This window comes from uncultured Butyricimonas sp. (assembly GCF_959596855.1).
Taxonomy (GTDB): Bacteria; Bacteroidota; Bacteroidia; order Bacteroidales; family Marinifilaceae; genus Butyricimonas; species Butyricimonas muris.
On sequence record NZ_CAUFYA010000011.1, the window covers coordinates 41,311 to 59,250 of the forward strand.

A 17,940-nucleotide genomic window follows, 5' to 3' on the forward strand; every position below is an offset into this window, starting at 1 on the left:
CAAATGAAAAATGTGGCACAACATATCATCACGGGAACTCTGATGTTTCTTGGGTTGTGGAACACCTCGTGTAGCCATGACACGGAAACCTTCGATATACCCGATAAAGAAACAGCTCTCAGCATCGGCCTCAGATTACCCGCAAGAAGCCCAAAGGCCACTGAAGGCTACGAGGTCGGCAATACCTATGAAAACTATATAGACATAGAGAACAACAACTACAGGATTTATTTCTTCACTTCAGACAATAAGTTCATCGCCCGTTTTGAACCGTCCGGTTTCGTGGTGACCGAAGGAAGCGATTACCGGGATTACAGCGTGCTTGGCAAGGCTCCCGCCTCTTTGACCAATCACGAAAACTTCAAGATGGTCGTACTTGCCAACTGGCCGCAATATGGCGATGATATGATGAAGACCGGAGAAACGTTACTCGCGGACATCTGTGATGCCGGATGGGGACAATTCGATAGTTTTTCTTCTTTCGAGTTGGAACCGAAACGGCTAATTCCTTTCTATGGTGTCCACGAATACGATAATATAGAGTTCAAGCCCGGAGAGGCCACATTGCTACCCGAGCCTGTCACCTTGCTCCGTGCCATGGCAAAGGTGGAGGTGATACTCAAAACGGACGAACATTTCGACTTATCATTCAGCGAGGTGAAAATCCGTCGCTATAATAAAAAGGGATACTGTGCCCCGAAAGACGTTTTCTCGCAAGAGGACTACGATCACGGCGGTGAGTGGAACAGTGATTATGTTAGTGACTTGCACCTCGTGGAGAACAGCAACGACACGGAAGAAAAAATACAAAATTTTCACTTCGCAAACCGGTGGATAGATACTGACGGAAACAAATACGAGAAATGGATTGCCTACCTGCCCGAATACCAAAACATTGACGCAGGCGACAAATACTCGTGCATTGAAGCAAGACTCGATGCCCAGACCGGTGAGGACGAACCGCACAAAGTCTATTTCGCAAGATACGACGAGAGTGGAAAGACAGATAATAACGACAATGCCCAGCGTTTCAACGTCACCCGCAATAACCTTTACCGTTTCACTATCACTGTCCGCGACAACAGACTCTCGGTGAACGTGCAGGAATGGAAATATGCTTATGACAACGAATATACTTTTGACTGATATGAAACATTACTTCTTACTCGTACTCTTATTAGCAACCATCACAATGGGTAGTTGCATAGACGAACTTCAACCGGAAGCAAGTGAAACAAACGGAACAGTCCTTGATGAGGGCGAACTGACGGAAGCTGTATTGAATTTGTCCGTCAATGCATTTGTCATTGGGACAAAAGCAAATACAAGGGCATCCATACCAAGCAGCATTCCCGAAAAGGAGACTTCGGAAGAAAAAGAGATACACAACATCTGGGTATTCCAATATGACGCAACAACACAAGAACTGTTGATAAAGCCTCGTTACTACACCATCAATGACCAAACTATGTTACAAGACCTGCCCGTATATCTGAAAGCGGGAGTTCCATCCATCGTATATGTCGTAACCAACACGGGCTATGACAACTGGGCTAACGATGGCACGGATGCTTCATGGCAAACGTTCAAAAAATTGGAACAACTGAAAAAGCAAACCTTGCCTACCGCTTTCCCGGCTCGGTCGATAGACAAGGTGTCACTCCCAATGGCCGGAGCAAGCGAGGAGGTAGAGATAACGACAGGTATTACGGTCACGGTACCGGTTACACGTATGTATGCCAAACTCAAAGTAAAAGTAGAAATGCTGAAGGCAGGAATGGAACTGAACAATGTCAACGTAAGACAAATTCCCAATATTTGCCGGGTGGAGACACTGGCCGGTGATGGACAGGAAGAGCCGATGAATGCGGTTCCATTCCCTGATGGAACAACATTCAGCTCCATAGCCTTTGCCGCTTCAGACTTGGAAAAGAATGAAGATAAGGAATGGGCTGTTTTCTATGTCCCGGAAAACCTGCAAGGGGAAACAGAAACTCAGGGTGGTAACAAGTCTGATGCCGCCCCCTCCAACGCGCTTGTGGTGGATATAACCACCGAAATCGGTGGCGAAAGATATCTCTATGTAGCTTATCCCGGGGGAAACTCACTTAATAATTTTAATATACAACGTAATCAAGTTTACCGCATAACGTTGACTATCACAGGAGAAAAAGGCCAAAACAATCCATCGTCCAATTGTTTTGTTGTAAAACCCAACGGTTTCCTCTCTTTTGAACCCTATTACCGTGTAGAGACAGGAGGCGGATACAATTTTGCAGACTATTTAAGCCCTCATGACGAGAACCTGAAAATAGCCCGTGTCGGCATTATCTGGCAAACCAAAGACTGTATCGGTGATAATACGAATGGAACGCTGGTGCAACTCGGTGAGAACACAGGCGACATTCATCAGAAAATCTATGTTAGAACACAAAAGAAAGGGAATGCCTTGATCGGTGCTTACAATAGCAAGGGAAACATTATATGGTCTTGGCACATCTGGGTTACTGACCATGAACCGGACAATCTCGGCAAAGCCGTTACTTATTACACATACGATTGGGACAAGAACGGCATATATCCCGAGAAGCCACGCGTTCAAGGCTATGCCGTTATGCCATGCAACCTCGGTGCGCTGGCGGAGAATCAAAAAGGTACAGGAAATGGTCTTTATCGGTATCCGAATGAAATGACACAGGCTTTCGGTATGTTGTATCAATGGGGACGAAAAGATCCGTTCCCTCCTTTACGCAATATTACAAATGCATATCAGGATTATAATGACGAACATACAGATATACACTATGACAACTCCAACCAGATTGAAGTGCACAAGACATCCGATATCGATGAAAACAAGCTGTTCCATTCGGTGATTGGAAATACCCTAACCGGAGCCATCAGACATGCCATAGCCAACCCCACTGTTTTCATCTGTGGAACAAACGAGGTGAAACGAGGTGAATCTTATGTACAAACAAAGAGTAGCTATTTCAATAATGGAGACTGGTGTCCGGTAGGAGAAAGCGACAATAAACTTTGGGGTGGACTGGAACCAGCCTCCGAGGGAATGAAGGGCTACACGATTAACCAAAACAATAATGTACACATATACGATAACTACGGAACGGAAAAATCCATTTTCGACCCCTGCCCCACGGGCTGGAGGGTTGCCTCGGGTGAATTGTGGCTCGAATTTACAAATACAGGACTCAATCCGGGATCTATGAGTGATATCAATTATGACGACAAGTTTCCAGACGGATATGGAATGAATATGTATATGCAGCAATGGAAAGACGGTCCGACATCTTATTTTCCGGTACAGGGAACACGTGTAGGTGATGGAGGAGGCATTCGTTCAAATAGTTGCGGAAACTATCATAATGCAACCACGGACACGGATAACCGAGTGAATATTTTACATATCCATAAGGATCATAGCCTGTTCCATATATTCGAATATCAATTCTATTTCTACTATGTAAAATCAGTAGCAGGACCAATCCGATGCGTGCGCGATTCGAAATGAAACAGCACACTTGAGCTGGAAGATTTTCCCATTATCACCGAATTCACCTATGCAGAGGACACTATCGACATTGATCGAAATCATGAACTAAACAAGGACTTATTTGGTCTTTAAGGAAATAAAAAAAAGCCTAAAAATAATCTAATTCTTAGGCTTTATCTTTTTAATGTAGTCATTTCCAGACTCTTCGGTGATCCAACTGGGACTCGAACCCAGGACCCCAACATTAAAAGTGTTGTGCTCTACCAGCTGAGCTATTGAATCCTTCAATTGTATTTCTCAATTGCGGATGCAAAGATAGTAATTCTATTTAAACTCCCAAAGACAAGGGGCTTTTTTTATGAAAAAAAATATGGCGATACAACACGGATAAGCTTTCACGAACTATTCTTCAATCGCAAGCGACTCTATTTTCAACAAGCGTTCTTTCAACCGGGGCATATCTTTCAGCCTGATAGAGAGAGTCATTTCGCACTCCATTTCGAAATTCCGGGATAGCACCTCCGGTTCTTCTTCTTTCAGTACTTTCATCACGTCATTCATCACCACGTAGGTGAAACGGATACGAATTTCTTCATCCACCGTGCGTTCGACAATCTCGGCATGGAGGATGGCATCGGCAGCGGCATCCCTGTACGCTTGAATCAAACCGGATACACCGAGTTTTATTCCCCCGAAATAACGCACGACAACCACGAGAACATTGGAAAGATCGTTGGATACGATTTGTCCCAGAATGGGTTTCCCTGCCGTGGAGGAAGGCTCCCCGTCGTCATTCGCCCGAAAGCGTTCCCGGTTTGCCCCCAGACAATAGGCATAACAATGATGACGGGCATCATAATACTTGGTTTTTATCTCTGTCAGGATATCTTTAATCTCTTCCTCTGTCTTCACCGGGTAAATAAAAGAAATAAAGCGACTGCCTTTCTCCTTGTACAGGCCTTCGGCAATCGCATTTACTGTTCTATATTTATCCTCTTCCATGAGAAATTAATTCGCGCAATAGAGTTTCTTTTGCAACTCTTCCACTTGGGCACGGAAAGCACGATCCGTTTCCATCATGTCGGTGACAGCCTTACAGGCATACAATACCGTCGTGTGATCTTTACGTCCTATCAGCTTCCCGATATAAGCCAACGAGGCATTCGTGTAATTTTTGCTGAAATACATCGCCAACTGGCGGGCTTGCACCACTTCCCGTTTGCGTGTTTTTTCCTGCAACAGTTCGGGTGCCATATTGAAGTGTTGGCAAACAACTTCCTGTATATATTCCACGGTCAGTTCCTTTTTCTGGTCTTTGACCATTTTACCCAAAATATCCTTAACGACATCTATCGTCAAATCCCGATGATTAAAAGTAGCTTGAGCTAACAAAGAAATCATGGCTCCTTCCAATTCCCGCACGTTGGTGCACACGTATTTACATATATACTCCAATATCTCGTCGGAGAAATCAATACCGTCTTTACGGGCTTTGTATCGGGCTATCGCTACCCGCGTTTCGTAATCCGGGGCTTTTATCTCTGCCGACAATCCCCAGCGGAAACGAGAGAGCAAACGCTCTTCCAATCCGCTCAATTCTGCCGGGGAACGATCGGATGTCAATATCAATTGTTTACCGGATTGATGCAAATGATTGAATATATGGAAAAACGTATTCTGCGTGGCAGTCTTCCCCGCCAACTCGTGAATATCGTCCAGAATCAACACATCTATCAATTGATAGAAGTGCAAGAAATCGTTAATCTCGTTCTTGCGCACGGCTTCCGTGAATTGCGTCTGGAAGACATTGGTTGTCACGTACAACACCACCTTATTCGGGTGGTTTTGCTTTACTTCCATACCGATTGCCTGTGCCAGATGCGTTTTACCCAAACCGGAGCCCCCGTATATCAACAAAGGATTGAAAGCCGTTCCACCGGGATTCTGGGCAATAGCTACCGCGGCAGATTTTGCCAACCGGTTGCAGCTACCTTCTATATAACTATCCAATGTATAGGAAGGGTTCAGTTGCGGGTCAATCTGTACACGATTATTATTACGCTCAAAAGGATTTTTCGGGGCATTATCTCCTGTTTTACCGTTCAGATAAACGGTACTTGGCTCAACCTTCTTCACGTGCGTGGAAGACATCGTCACTGATATCGGGTCACGAGGGTGACTCTCCTCTACCACAACAGAATATTCCAGTTTAGCTTTCGGACCGATCACGGTACGAATAGCTTTCCGCAAAATCTCCACAAAGTGTTCTTCCAGACACTCGTACACGTATTGACTCGGAACTTGAATTGTCAACACGTCCTGCTGAAAGTTCAAAGCACGTATAGGCAAGAACCACGTTTTAAATGTTCTTGGCGCCACTTGTTCTTTAATTAGGTCCAGACATTCCGACCAAACACTTTTACAATCCCTTTTCATTTATATATATCGTTTTATTCCCTATTCATCCTATATGAAATAGAACGCTAAATTCGAAAAAATATTTCTCTAAAAAAAATGAGCCTTTTGCTTGCTTTTTACCAAGAATGGCTTAGGGGTTAGGTATCAATCTTTTAGATATAACACACTAACAACCAATAGATTAATTCATTTGTTACATATTGACCGCATTACAAAATTGCCTTTGCAATCTTAACATAAACGTAACAATATTTTGAGCGATTTTCCTAGATAAAGCTTTAAGTCTTAGGTCTAAAAATTGATTCGAAATATCAAAATAGAGTTTTAAAAAGTTTCGGTTTATGTTAATAAAAATAGATGCCTTACATGCATTATTTAGAATCATTCTATTTTTCAGACAAAGTCAATTTTAACTATATAAGCGTCTTTGTAACGTTTCATAACATCATCTAATTTCCGTTGCGCGGCTTTCAATTTCTTGAAACTATCAATTATATACAGATACTTATCTTTATACTTAATCTCCTTTAATCCAGAGTTTTGTACATATAATTCCGAATTTATATCCAGACGTTCGGACGACTCGAAAATCACTATTCCGTACTCATCCAAGCCGATCTTGCCGGAAGAAAAATCTATTAAGGAAAGGTTAATGAAGCGTCTTGGGTTATACCTGAATTCGACTAACAGACGATTGAGATTTTCACTCACTTGATTCAGATTATAATAAAGGTCATTATCATTCACGAGAGCACCAATCGTTCCCTCTCCCCGGTTTATTTTAGCAAAGATCGTATCAACATGTGCAAGTATATTATCGACGTTAGTCAACATCTCACCCAAACTGGCACCACGCAAGGAATCGCTGATCGCCGAGAAGTTACCCAGTATATTGGATATTTCTTCATTGTTATCCGACAGATTGGCCGTAATACTATTTATATTCCGCAATATCTCGCTGACACGCGCGGATTCCGACTGCATCAGTGTATCCAAATTACCGGAAGCACCTTCAAGATTCCGTAAAGTGCGATCTATACTGGCAAAACTATTACTCAAATTCTTTTTGGTTTCTTCATTGAAGACGCCTTGTACAATAACCATAACGGAATCGAGAGAACCCAGAAGACGTTCCGCTTTTTGCTTTAAAGGCAGCATTTGACGACTTACCTGCTCCATCAATCCCTGTTCTATTTTAGAAGTCAACGTGTCACCGCTAACGGCAAAAACGGGAGAATCGCCCGGAATCAAATCCACCACCTTGGAACCCATCAGATCGGCACTCTGAATCATCGCCAAACTATTGGAAGGTAACTCCAATCCCTTGTTGACGGAGAACTTCACCAGCACTTTATCATACCGTTCACCCGTGAACTGAATAGAGATGACCTGCCCCACCTGATATCCCCGGTACACGACACCACTGGACACTTTCAATCCTTCCACGCTATTATATACTCCGTAAAATATACTTTTAGATTCAAATAGTGACGAACCTTTCAGAAAATTGATTCCCCAGATTAAAATAAGCACCGCGGCTATTGCAGTTAATGCCAGTTTGGCTTCTCTTTTTAGTTTCATGAGTATAATTTTATTCTTTACTTCTTTTGTTCTATTTTTCTTGCCTCCGCGACCGTTATCTGTTTACCTTTATATATAGCAATGATAAAACAGTCTTTCACCGCCTTCCGGATACTCTTCTGGTTTTCCAACGCTTTTTCGTAGGTAGAAGTTTTCCCGACGTAATAACGGTAACGCTCTTCTCCTTTCAACTCCTCTATCTTTTCTTTCAACTTCAGATACCCGAAATCCTTGATTCTTGTCTTGGACGAGGCTACTTGAACAGCGTAAAATAAGTCATTTTTATTTTGAGGAGCAACAACATTCTCCGTTTTTTTCTTCTCCGTTCCGGTTACTTTCTTTTCTTCAGACTGAGTGACAGGGTTTTCCACCTTTATCACGACACTATTCCGCTCCACATTATTTTTATACGATTGGAATCCCGAAAAAATAGCACGCGCCAAATTTGTCTGCCCGGATTCCGACGTCAATATTTTCTGGTCATGCGGGTTCGAGATAAAACCCGTTTCTATTAACACGGCAGGCATCCCGACATCCATCAAAACGATAAACCCGGCTTGCCGTACTTCCCGGTCCGGCATTTTCGTGCGTTTCACCAGTTCATTCTGCACGGGAGCCGCAAATTCCATACTATTTTTCAAATGACTGTTCTTCAGAAAATTGAACATGATGTAGGACTCTGCTTTCTTGGGATCAAAGCCGTCGTACTTTACCGAATAATCTTCCTCGTAATGAATCGCCTCATTTTCTTTCATGGCGACTTGAAAACTCGCTTCCGATTTATGCAATCCCAACACGTAAGTTTCTACCCCTCGCACGGTAGACTTGGAAAACTTGTTCACGTGAATGGAAATGAACAACTGCGCTTTTGCTTTATTCGCTATTCGTCCCCGTTCCCTCAAGTCCACCGCAACGTCTTTTGTTCGGGTATACACTATTTTGATATTCGGATAAGCATCCTTTATCATTTTCCCCAATTTCAAGGCAACAGCCAAGGTTATATCCTTCTCTCTCAAGCGTCCGCTTATCGCACCCGGGTCTTTTCCCCCGTGTCCCGCGTCAATACAAATACAAGTAATTCTACCCAAATTATCTTGAGCATCGAGAGTTTTTATTCCCCCTAACAGAAAGATAACCAACAAGAAACCTACAAACCTGCACTGATTTATCATGTATTTAAAACTTTTTAAAAAGAATCATGACCATTAACAACCATTATTTCTTACATTTGCAAAGCAAAAATGCTATATGCGTCATGCAATATTAGTCACAAAAATAATATATTAAATTGCAAATTAGATTATATACAGGGCTTTTTATTAAGAAATGTATCATTTTAACGATGATCGCCCTGCCGATAATACTATCATCCAACGGTGTTGCATCCGAGCTTCTTTTCGGAGACGGAATTGATGTATTTGTCAGTGACACCACGAAAGAAGTCAGAGATCAGTGGCCTGTCATCAATCTCGATACCACGATTCCGACTCCCAAAAGACTTCCCGTCCTCGCCCGCGACACGTCCGGGCAACCGGGCGACAGCATTCGTATCGTGTATGATTCAACAGGTATGGCAATTGACACGATCCGGAACGACTCCACGGTTTCAAAACCGTTATTTAATGATTTAATCACTTATAACGCAGACGACTCCGTGAAATTTTCCATCAACGGCAAGAAAGTTTACTTGTACGGTAACGGGTTTGTGAAATACCTCACGAGCGAACTGAAGGCTGATTATATCGTACTGGATATGGAAAAGAAAGAAGCATACGCTACCGGGGTTCCCGATTCCGTCGGAGAACTTACAGGTACCCCGAAATTCAAAGACGGGGCGCAAGAATTCGAGGGGAAAGAGTTGAGATATAATTTTGATTCGAAAAAAGGACTTATTACAGAAATCATCACGCAAGAAGGCGAAGGATACGTACAGGGACAAACCACGAAAAAGATGAGCGACTCGGTGTATTGCGTGGTACACGGTTCATATACCACGTGTGACAATCATGACCATCCTCACTTCCGTCTTCGGATGAGCCGGGCGAAAATGATTAAAGACAAAAGAATCTTCGTGGGCTTTACCTACTTGGAACTCGAAGATGTTCCCCTGCCCCTGTTTATCCCGTTCGGTTTCTTCCCGATCACGAACAAGGGAACGTCAGGTATCATCATGCCGACATACGGGGAGGAACGAATGAGAGGTTTCAACCTCCGGGGTGGTGGATATTACCTCTATATCAATGACTATATTGATATGACTCTCACGGGGGACATATATACCAACGGTTCATGGGGATTGCAATATGCCACCACGTATAGAAAAAGATATAAATACAACGGGCAATTCAACGCCACGATGAGCAAGAACCACGTGAGCGAGAAAGGGCTGCCCGACTATCAGGAATCTTCCGACTGGTCTGTCCGCTGGACTCACTCGCAAGACGGTAAAGCCAACCCTTACAGTTCTTTCTCGGCATCGGTGGATATGTCTTCCGCGAGCAATAATTACTATAACGGAAACAATATAAATGATATTGCCAATCAACGGAAGCAATCCAGTATATCTTGGAGCAAGAAATGGCCGGAAAGTCCTTTCAGTTTAAGCGGCTCACTCAGCCACAGCCAGAACAGTCGGGACACCTCTATCTCCCTCACGCTACCAAACATCAGCTTGCGCATGACACAAATCTATCCTTTCCGTAAAAAAGACAAGGTGGGAGAAATGAAATGGTACGATAATATCGGTATCTCCTATTCGGCAGAGCTAAGAAACAATATCCAGACAAAAGAAAACAAACTGTTCAAATCGTCTTTTGAAAGAGATTGGGATAACGGATTCAAGCACAATATCCCGCTGAGCTTGTCTTTCAAAATAGCGAAAGACGTGACATTTACCCCTTCTCTAAACTATAACGGGTACCTCAACACGAAGACTTTCGAGAAAATATGGATACCGGATACCAGCCGTGCCGGGGGACAAGTTGTCAAAAGAGTCATACCGGGTATAAACTATTCGCATGACTATTCGGCAAGTGCCTCCATTGGCTACACGCCGACCATTTACGGTATGTTCTTGTTCAAACCGGGCAGTAAGGTTGCCGCTATCCGTCACATGATACGCCCGTCTTTCTCGGCGTCCTACACGCCCGCGTTAAAGCCTTTGGGCAAATACACGAAGGAATATTTTGACGGGGAAAAATACGTCGAATACGCTATTCACGAGGGATTGCCTTATACCCCAAAGACGACTATCGGCACACAATCGGGAAGCATCAGTTTCAGCTTGGACAACAATGTCGAGATGAAAGTCCGTAACGATAATGACACGACCGGGGATGAGCAATTCAAAAAAGTAAAACTACTGGAGAGTTTCCAGATAAGGGTTTCTTACAATCCTTTTGCGGATAGCATGAGATTTTCCACTATCGGTTTAAGCGCCCGTACCAAAGTATTCAACAATAAGGTCGATTTGAACTTCTCCGGAACGTTGGATCCTTACGCTGTCGATGGGAACGGACGTAAAATCAATAAATACCACGGTGGAATCGGGCGATTGACAAATGCTACCATATCCAGTAACTTTAGTCTATCGGGTGACAACGGAAAAAACAAAGAGAAGAAAAACGAAATGGTGGGCGGTTATTACGATGACTATATGGATTTTGATGTTCCTTGGAACCTGAGTCTGGGGTACAACCTGAATTATACCAAAACTTACTCTTCGGCCTCCCCCAAGGGAAAAGGAGATATTCGACAAATTTTAAGTATCAACGGAGATCTCTCGTTGACACCGAAATGGAAAATATCTTTCCAATCGGGATATGATTTCAAAGCCAATGAAGTTACCTCAACAAGTTTCAGTATCACGCGGGACTTGCATTGTTGGGAAATGGTATTCAATTGTATGCCGTTCGGTCAGCACCAGTCCTACAACTTCGAGATACACGTGCGTTCTTCCATGTTGAGAGACTTGAAACTGACCAAACGGGAATCCTTTACCGACTCAAGGTTATACAATCGATAATAAATTACGACCTCTGTCGTACGGCTTCGTACATCAATATAGCCGCGGCAGCGGAAACATTCAGCGATTCGATTTTACCGAGTTGGGGTATCTTGATACGTTCGTCCGCCAAAGCCAACAACTCTTCATCTATACCGGTATCCTCCGATCCCATGATAAGCAGGCATCCGTCTTTCATGTTTGCCTCGGTGTAGAACTTATCGGCTTTCTCTGTGGCGGCAAACACGGTCAATCCCCTCCGTTTCAATTCCCGGATTGTTTTCTTCAGGTTCTTCTCCCGACACACCGGTAAATGATACAACGCTCCCGCTGATGTCTTGATGGCATCGGATGATATTTTCGCTGAATTTTTGTTGGGAATCAGAATCGCATCCACCCCGGCACATTCCGCCGTACGAGCAATTCCGCCCAAATTGCGCACGTCCGTGATTCTGTCCAACACCAAAACGAACGGGGTCTTTCCTGCCGCAACCACGCTACCGATTACCTCATCGATATCTTGATAAGGTATCGGGGAAACCTCAGCCAACACCCCTTGATGGTTGCGTCCGGCAAACGGTTTAAATACTTCTTCCGGAACATACTGGAACGGAATCTGACGTTCACGCACCAATGCGAACAACTGTTGGAATAAATCACCCTTTATCCCTTGTCTGAACATTACTTTATCAATCTCTTTTTCATCCAGTATCGCCTCCTGTACGGCACGGATTCCGAAAATACATTCTTGTTTAAACTTTGCCATCTTACCTATTCAATTTACAATTTAATAATTCCGTGATTTGACGATTGCCGATTAATTCCCGACCTTCGATTTCAGCATCTCCAAGCGTTCGTTCTCTTCTTCCCACTCTCTCATACACGCTTCCAAGCGTTTTTTCGCTTCATCATACGTCTTCAGTAGCTCATCGCTAATCGTCCCTGTTGCCATTTTTCCCTCGGCATCCACTATCGCTTGTTCCAAATCGGCAATCTCCAACTCCGATTTTTCAATTTTCACCTCCGAACGTTTGATTTCCTTATTCCACTGTTTACGTTCCTCGAAAGCAGCTTTATTCTCGGAAACGGGTTCTTCCGCCACGTTCTCTTCCGCCTGCACTTTCCGGGGATGCATCTGTTCATACTCCCGGAAACACTCTAACTTTTTCGCTTCCAAGAAGTGAGTCACCCCACCCAAATACTCCTTTATATTCTTATTCGTGAATTCATACACTTTATCAGCCAACCCAATCAGGAAATCACGGTCATGCGACACGACGATAACGGTACCTTCGAATTTCTTCAAGGCATCTTTCAAAATGTCTTTCGTGCGCATATCCAAATGGTTCGTCGGCTCGTCGAGAATCAGCACATTGTAGGGTTCCAACAGCAGGCGTACCATAGCAAGCCGGGTTCGTTCTCCCCCGGAAAGCACTTTCACTTTCTTGTCAACATCCTCTCCCGAGAACAAAAAAGCCCCCAGAATATCCCGTATCTTTTTCCGTATATCCCCGACTGCCACTTGATCCACGGTGTCGAGTACACTCAATGAGGGATCAAGTAAATCCGCCTGATTCTGCGCAAAGTACCCGATATTCACGTTATGTCCGATCTTTAGCGTCCCCTCGTAAGGAATCTGCTCCATTATCATTTTCACCAAAGTGGTTTTTCCCTCTCCGTTCCTTCCCACGAAAGCCACTTTCTCCCCTCTCAACACGTCCAAATTCACTTCCTGCAATACCACGTGATTGCCATAAGCTTTCGTCAAATCACGACCGCTCACCACCACATCACCCGAACGTACAGCCGGTTGGAAACGCACGTTAATTCGCGCGGAATCCTCCTGTTCCACTTCAATCCGCTCTATCTTTTCCAGTTGTTTGATGCGCGATTGCACTTGTACCGCTTTCGTCGCCTTGTAGCGGAAACGCTCTATAAAGTCTTCCGTATCTTTAATCTGTTTCTGTTGATTCTCGTAAGCACGCAATTGCTGCTCGATCCGCTCCTTGCGCAATTCGGTAAATTTCGTGTAAGATACTTTATAATCGTATATCTTACTCAAAGATATTTCGACAGTACGGCTCGTGATATTATCCAAAAAAGCCCGGTCGTGCGAAACAAGCACTACCGCCCCCGGGTATCCCTGCAAGAATGATTCCAACCATGAAATGGATTCTATATCCAAGTGGTTCGTCGGCTCGTCCAATAAAAAGACATCCGGACGTGCCAATAATATCTTCGCCAACTCGATACGCATACGCCACCCGCCACTGAATTCTTCACAACGACGATCCATATCTTCTTGACGAAATCCCAATCCTTTCAACACAACCTCAACCTCTCCGTTCATATTATCGGCTCCCCGCATATGCAACATCTCGGTTTTCTCGTTCAATTTATCAATTAAAGACATGTAACTGTCGGATTCGTAATCTGTCCTTTCCGCCAATTCGGCATGCAATCTCTCCACTTCCCGTTGCAATCCCAACACGTCATTGAAAGCCGTCCCCGCCTCTTCCCGCACGGTTTTCCCTTCCGCATACACTTTCGTCTGGGGCAAATAACCGACCTTCAAACCGGAGGGCATCGACACACTTCCTTCGGACGGTTCCTGCACCCCGGCAAGAATTTTCAACAAAGTAGACTTGCCCGCCCCGTTACGTCCGGTCAGACCTATCCTGTCCCTTTTGTTTACCAGAAACGAGATGGAATCCAACAACGCATAATCCCCGAATAAAACACTTACATTATTAATTGAAATCATTACAATAACTTGAAAATTGAAACCTTCCGTATTTAACGGATGCAAATATACGAAACTTATTTTGTTGCACGAAACAACTAAATTTACATTTAAAAATGCGAAAACTAACATATGTCATGTTTTATCCTTAAAATATTTTTGTATATTTGGGAAATCTTGAAAAATACTAACTACAAAAAAGAATAAAATATGTCCAAAGGAGTATTCAAATTACCTAACATTACCAATGAACCCATCAAGAGCTACGCGCCGGGTTCTCCGGAAAGAAAAGAGTTGAAGTCACAACTTAATGCTTTGCGTGCTACAGTTGTGGATATTCCAATGATCATCGGGGGCAAAGAAGTCCGCACCGATAAATTAATGGATATCCGTCCGCCGCACGATCACCATCATTTGCTGGGACACTACCACCAAGGTGACGCGAGCCACGTGCAAATGGCTATTGACGCTGCGTTAAAGGCAAAACCGGAATGGGAAAAAATGAGCTGGGAGAGCCGTGCCGCAATTTTCTTGAAAGCAGCCGATTTATTATCGGGTCCCTACCGTCAACGAATGAACGCCGTGACTATGTTAGGACAATCCAAGAATGCTTTTCAAGCCGAGATTGATGCTGTCGCCGAGTTAGCCGACTTCTTCCGTTTCAACGTGAAGAATATGTATGAAATATATCACATGCAACCGAATTCTGCCCCCGGAATCTGGAATCGTACGGTTTGGCGTCCGCTGGAAGGATTTATCTTTGCATTAACCCCGTTCAACTTTACCTCTATCGCCGGAAACCTTCCGGGAGCACCTGCTCTTATGGGTAATGTTTGCGTGTGGAAACCCTCGAAGACCGCGGTTTATTCCGCTCACTTGATCATGGAAATCCTGAAAGAAGCAGGCTTACCCGACGGTGTAATCAATCTAGTGTACTGTTCCGGGCCTACGGCTTCCGAAGTGATATTCTCACATAGAGAATTTGCAGGTATTCATTTCACCGGTTCCACCCAAGTATTCAACGACATTTGGGCTACCATCGTGAAGAATATCGACAAATACCGGAGTTACCCGAGAATCGTTGGTGAAACCGGAGGTAAAGATTATATCTTCGCTGACCCGACAGCTTGCCCGAGAGAAGTAGCTACCGCTATCGTACGGGGAGCCTTCGAGTATCAAGGACAAAAATGTTCTGCCGCTTCGCGTGCATACATACCTTCAAATATCTGGCCGGAAGTCGAAAGCTACGTGCAAAAAGACTTGGCTGCTATCAAAGTAGGCGGTGTCGAAGATTTCACGAATTTCGTGAACGCTGTTATTGACGAGGCTTCTTTCGTTAAATTAGCCAACGCTATTGACGAAGCAAACAAATCGTCTGATGCCGAAGTTATTGCCGGCGGTCATTATGATATGAGCGCGGGATATTTCATACAACCGACCGTAATCCAAGCGTTTAAACCGGATTATATCACTATGCGCGAGGAACTGTTCGGCCCGATTCTCACGACATATGTTTACGATCCGGAGAAAGTGGATGAAACACTGGATATTCTGGATAAAACTTCCACTTACGCTCTTACCGGGGCTATTTTCTCAAAAGACCGGACTAATATCGAGCGAATGACAGAGCGTCTGACACATACCGCCGGGAACTTTTACATCAACGACAAACCGACAGGTGCGGTTGTTGACCAACAACCCTTCGGTGGCGGACGTGCATCCGGAACAAACGATAAAGCAGGTACAATCTTTAATTTATTGCGTTGGGTTTCCCCGCAAGCGATTAAAGAAACATTTGTACCGGCAACAAATTATATGTATCCTAACTTCTTGGAAGAGTAATAAAGTTTACACGTTTGTAAAACAAAACGAGGCTGCCAATTCACTTTTTTGGCAGCCTTTTTATTATATCAACGGATGTTTCCGATTCACGGTATAGAATGTTTCCCGCGATACATTATACATCCGGCAGATAGCCGAAACCGAAACTCCACTCTTCAACAAGCGATGTATCTCTTCTCTGTTCTCCAATATAACCTGCTGCTTTATAGCCCCAAGGGGACGTCCCAAGCGAACACCTTCCGACTTCCGATGCGCCAGCGCTTCTTTCGTTCTCATAGAAATCAAATTATGCTCGATCTCTGCCACTAGCGCAAACGCAAATGCCAGCACCTTGCTGTTTATACTATTATCAAAAGCGTAGCCATCTTTCGTACTATAAATGATAATCTCTTTTTCCAAACAACGGTGCAGGATAGACATGATATTCAACAAAGTCCTACTTAGACGGGACAATTCCGTCACAATTAACACATCTCCCTTCCTTAAACTTTTCAATAGTTTTCCAAGCTTACGATCGTGTTCATTCTTTTTACCGCTAACAACTTCTGTTACCCATTTATCAATTTTCAAATTCCTTCGGGCCGCGAATTTCTGAATTTCTTCTTTTTGGTTTTCAATATGTTGCTTCCCCGTGCTGACCCGCAAATAACCTATTATCATAATCAAAACTTTAAAAAATAAAATATGAACCTTCAGACAAAGGGTCGCAATTTTATAACTACAAAGTCATAATCATCAAATACACAGCAATACAGTTGTCAATAAAAACGTTCGTTTAATTGGACACCCATTTTAGCGTGGATAACAGGTATTTTAGCTATTTGAATTTACAATCTAACGACTTATACGTAATATTTTTAGTAACGATTGACTCAGTTTTTTCAAAAATTGGTATATTTGTCTGTGCAAATGAACGAATATTTTGACAGATTATTGCCAAAATAGCGTTAAATCATTCAAAATTAAAATATAAACTCAAATACCACGCAAGAATTAATTATGAACAAAAGAGAATTAGCCAAAAGAGTTGCCGAGAAATGCGGGCAAAGCCAAGTAGTTTCTACTCTTGTTATCAACACTTTCATCTCTTGCATTTTGGAATCTTTAGAAGCTGGAGAAAAGATAACTATTCAAGATTTCGGAACCTTAAGCGTGAAGCAGCAAAAGAAAAGAGAACGTTTCAATCTGGCAACGAACAAAGTAGAAACCTATTTACCCTACGATTACATCAAATTTACAGCCAGCAAGTCCGTGAAAATAAAACAAAAAGAAAAATCGGTCAAGAAGGAATAATCCTGTCTGATAAAAACAAAATGAGGCTTTCCGGCAAGCGGTCAGCCTCATTTTCAATTTCGAGTGTCTATCTTAGATAATCACAATATGCTCTTGATCGGTCAATTTCTCGCAATAATGACATTTCAAAACGATCGGAGAACTACCTACCACATCAAATTTCGTGCGTACCTTTTGGTTGTTCGTGATACATTTCGGGTTCACGCATTTAGCAATACCTTCCACGTGCTCCGGTACCATCACCGCTTTCTTTTCTGCTACTTCAAAATCCCGGATAATATTGATTTTGGCAGTAGGAGCAACCAAAGCCAATTTATTCACCTCATCATCCTTCAAGAATTTATCCCAGATTTTGATAATCGCTTTTTTCTCCAGCTTACTACTAACAAGGTTATACCCGAAAGTAACCGTGTTCTCCAGATCTTGGATCCCCAACACGTTGATCACGTCAAACAATTTACCAGCAGGAATGTGGTCTATTACCGTACCGTTTTCCACGGCGCTCACCTGTAATTCTTTTTTTGCTGCCATATCTTTTTCTTCTTT

The 17,940-nt window shown here is 43.4% G+C and carries 13 protein-coding genes and 1 tRNA gene; 5 read left to right on the plus strand and 9 right to left on the minus strand.

What is annotated here, in order from left to right:
- The first annotated feature begins 3 nt into the window (after nt 1-3).
- Both Q5866_RS06935 and Q5866_RS06940 read left to right on the plus strand, forming a co-directional pair.
- Nucleotides 4-1,146, plus strand: a complete 1,143-nt coding sequence (locus tag Q5866_RS06935) for a hypothetical protein (RefSeq protein ID WP_292265931.1) — start codon at nt 4-6, stop codon at nt 1,144-1,146.
- 46 nt (nt 1,147-1,192) lie between these two features.
- On the plus strand, nt 1,193-3,532 hold the full coding sequence (locus Q5866_RS06940; RefSeq protein ID WP_292265928.1) for a DUF4906 domain-containing protein: 2,340 nt from the start codon (nt 1,193-1,195) through the stop codon (nt 3,530-3,532).
- 191 nt (nt 3,533-3,723) lie between these two features.
- On the opposite strand, the gene Q5866_RS06945 is transcribed toward Q5866_RS06940, so the two are convergent.
- The 5 genes from Q5866_RS06945 to Q5866_RS06965 form a co-directional block, all read right to left on the minus strand.
- A tRNA-Lys gene (locus tag Q5866_RS06945) sits at nt 3,724-3,796 on the minus strand.
- A 120-nt stretch (nt 3,797-3,916) separates the two neighbouring features.
- Nucleotides 3,917-4,516 (minus strand): YigZ family protein, encoded by a 600-nt coding sequence (locus tag Q5866_RS06950; RefSeq protein ID WP_303179692.1) that lies wholly within the window; start codon nt 4,514-4,516, stop codon nt 3,917-3,919.
- Nucleotides 4,517-4,522: 6 nt separating this feature from the next.
- The gene (gene dnaA / locus Q5866_RS06955; RefSeq protein ID WP_099293894.1) at nt 4,523-5,950 is read right to left on the minus strand and encodes a chromosomal replication initiator protein DnaA; all 1,428 of its coding nucleotides are present in this window, start codon (nt 5,948-5,950) and stop codon (nt 4,523-4,525) included.
- A 375-nt stretch (nt 5,951-6,325) separates the two neighbouring features.
- Nucleotides 6,326-7,513, minus strand: coding sequence for an MlaD family protein (locus Q5866_RS06960; RefSeq protein ID WP_227216670.1), 1,188 nt, complete (start codon nt 7,511-7,513; stop codon nt 6,326-6,328).
- A 17-nt stretch (nt 7,514-7,530) separates the two neighbouring features.
- Entirely contained in the window at nt 7,531-8,685 is a 1,155-nt protein-coding gene (locus Q5866_RS06965) for an N-acetylmuramoyl-L-alanine amidase (protein WP_099293897.1), read from the minus strand.
- 116 nt (nt 8,686-8,801) lie between these two features.
- Between Q5866_RS06965 and Q5866_RS06970 the strand changes: the two genes are divergently transcribed.
- On the plus strand, nt 8,802-11,537 hold the full coding sequence (locus Q5866_RS06970) for a putative LPS assembly protein LptD (RefSeq protein WP_292265919.1): 2,736 nt from the start codon (nt 8,802-8,804) through the stop codon (nt 11,535-11,537).
- A gap of 4 nt (nt 11,538-11,541) precedes the next feature.
- On the opposite strand, the gene rlmB is transcribed toward Q5866_RS06970, so the two are convergent.
- Together rlmB and Q5866_RS06980 are read right to left on the minus strand one after the other, a co-directional pair.
- A complete protein-coding gene (gene rlmB, locus Q5866_RS06975) occupies nt 11,542-12,282 on the minus strand; it encodes a 23S rRNA (guanosine(2251)-2'-O)-methyltransferase RlmB (RefSeq protein WP_186978456.1) in 741 nt (246 codons plus the stop codon).
- 51 nt (nt 12,283-12,333) lie between these two features.
- Complete coding sequence (locus Q5866_RS06980; RefSeq protein ID WP_292265915.1) at nt 12,334-14,280, minus strand: ABC-F family ATP-binding cassette domain-containing protein; 1,947 nt, start codon at nt 14,278-14,280, stop codon at nt 12,334-12,336.
- Between the two features lie 189 nt (nt 14,281-14,469).
- Here Q5866_RS06980 and pruA point away from each other — a divergent pair, with 189 nt between their 5' ends.
- Nucleotides 14,470-16,101 carry an L-glutamate gamma-semialdehyde dehydrogenase gene (gene pruA, locus Q5866_RS06985; protein ID WP_186978458.1) on the plus strand — a complete coding sequence of 544 codons (1,632 nt, stop codon included), beginning with the start codon at nt 14,470-14,472 and terminating at the stop codon, nt 16,099-16,101.
- A gap of 63 nt (nt 16,102-16,164) precedes the next feature.
- Here the strand turns inward: pruA and Q5866_RS06990 are convergent, their stop codons facing one another.
- Nucleotides 16,165-16,761, minus strand: a complete 597-nt coding sequence (locus Q5866_RS06990) for a recombinase family protein (RefSeq protein ID WP_099293901.1) — start codon at nt 16,759-16,761, stop codon at nt 16,165-16,167.
- A 339-nt stretch (nt 16,762-17,100) separates the two neighbouring features.
- Between Q5866_RS06990 and Q5866_RS06995 the strand changes: the two genes are divergently transcribed.
- Nucleotides 17,101-17,394, plus strand: a complete 294-nt coding sequence (locus Q5866_RS06995) for an HU family DNA-binding protein (RefSeq protein WP_099293902.1) — start codon at nt 17,101-17,103, stop codon at nt 17,392-17,394.
- A 72-nt stretch (nt 17,395-17,466) separates the two neighbouring features.
- On the opposite strand, the gene pyrI is transcribed toward Q5866_RS06995, so the two are convergent.
- Nucleotides 17,467-17,925: an aspartate carbamoyltransferase regulatory subunit gene (pyrI, locus tag Q5866_RS07000; protein WP_099294725.1), complete on the minus strand. Its 459-nt coding sequence runs from the start codon at nt 17,923-17,925 to the stop codon at nt 17,467-17,469.
- Between the last annotated feature and the right edge of the window lie 15 nt (nt 17,926-17,940).

Coding starts and splice junctions, on each gene's coding strand:
- Q5866_RS06935 (WP_292265931.1), top strand. CDS start 4: ATGAAAAATGTGGCACAACATATCATCACGGGAACTCTGATGTTTCTT.
- Q5866_RS06940 (WP_292265928.1), top strand. CDS start 1,193: ATGGGTAGTTGCATAGACGAACTTCAACCGGAAGCAAGTGAAACAAAC.
- Q5866_RS06950 (WP_303179692.1), bottom strand. CDS start 4,516: ATGGAAGAGGATAAATATAGAACAGTAAATGCGATTGCCGAAGGCCTG.
- dnaA (WP_099293894.1), bottom strand. CDS start 5,950: ATGAAAAGGGATTGTAAAAGTGTTTGGTCGGAATGTCTGGACCTAATT.
- Q5866_RS06960 (WP_227216670.1), bottom strand. CDS start 7,513: ATGAAACTAAAAAGAGAAGCCAAACTGGCATTAACTGCAATAGCCGCG.
- Q5866_RS06965 (WP_099293897.1), bottom strand. CDS start 8,685: ATGATAAATCAGTGCAGGTTTGTAGGTTTCTTGTTGGTTATCTTTCTG.
- rlmB (WP_186978456.1), bottom strand. CDS start 12,282: ATGGCAAAGTTTAAACAAGAATGTATTTTCGGAATCCGTGCCGTACAG.
- Q5866_RS06980 (WP_292265915.1), bottom strand. CDS start 14,280: ATGATTTCAATTAATAATGTAAGTGTTTTATTCGGGGATTATGCGTTG.
- pruA (WP_186978458.1), top strand. CDS start 14,470: ATGTCCAAAGGAGTATTCAAATTACCTAACATTACCAATGAACCCATC.
- Q5866_RS06990 (WP_099293901.1), bottom strand. CDS start 16,761: ATGATAATAGGTTATTTGCGGGTCAGCACGGGGAAGCAACATATTGAA.
- Q5866_RS06995 (WP_099293902.1), top strand. CDS start 17,101: ATGAACAAAAGAGAATTAGCCAAAAGAGTTGCCGAGAAATGCGGGCAA.
- pyrI (WP_099294725.1), bottom strand. CDS start 17,925: ATGGCAGCAAAAAAAGAATTACAGGTGAGCGCCGTGGAAAACGGTACG.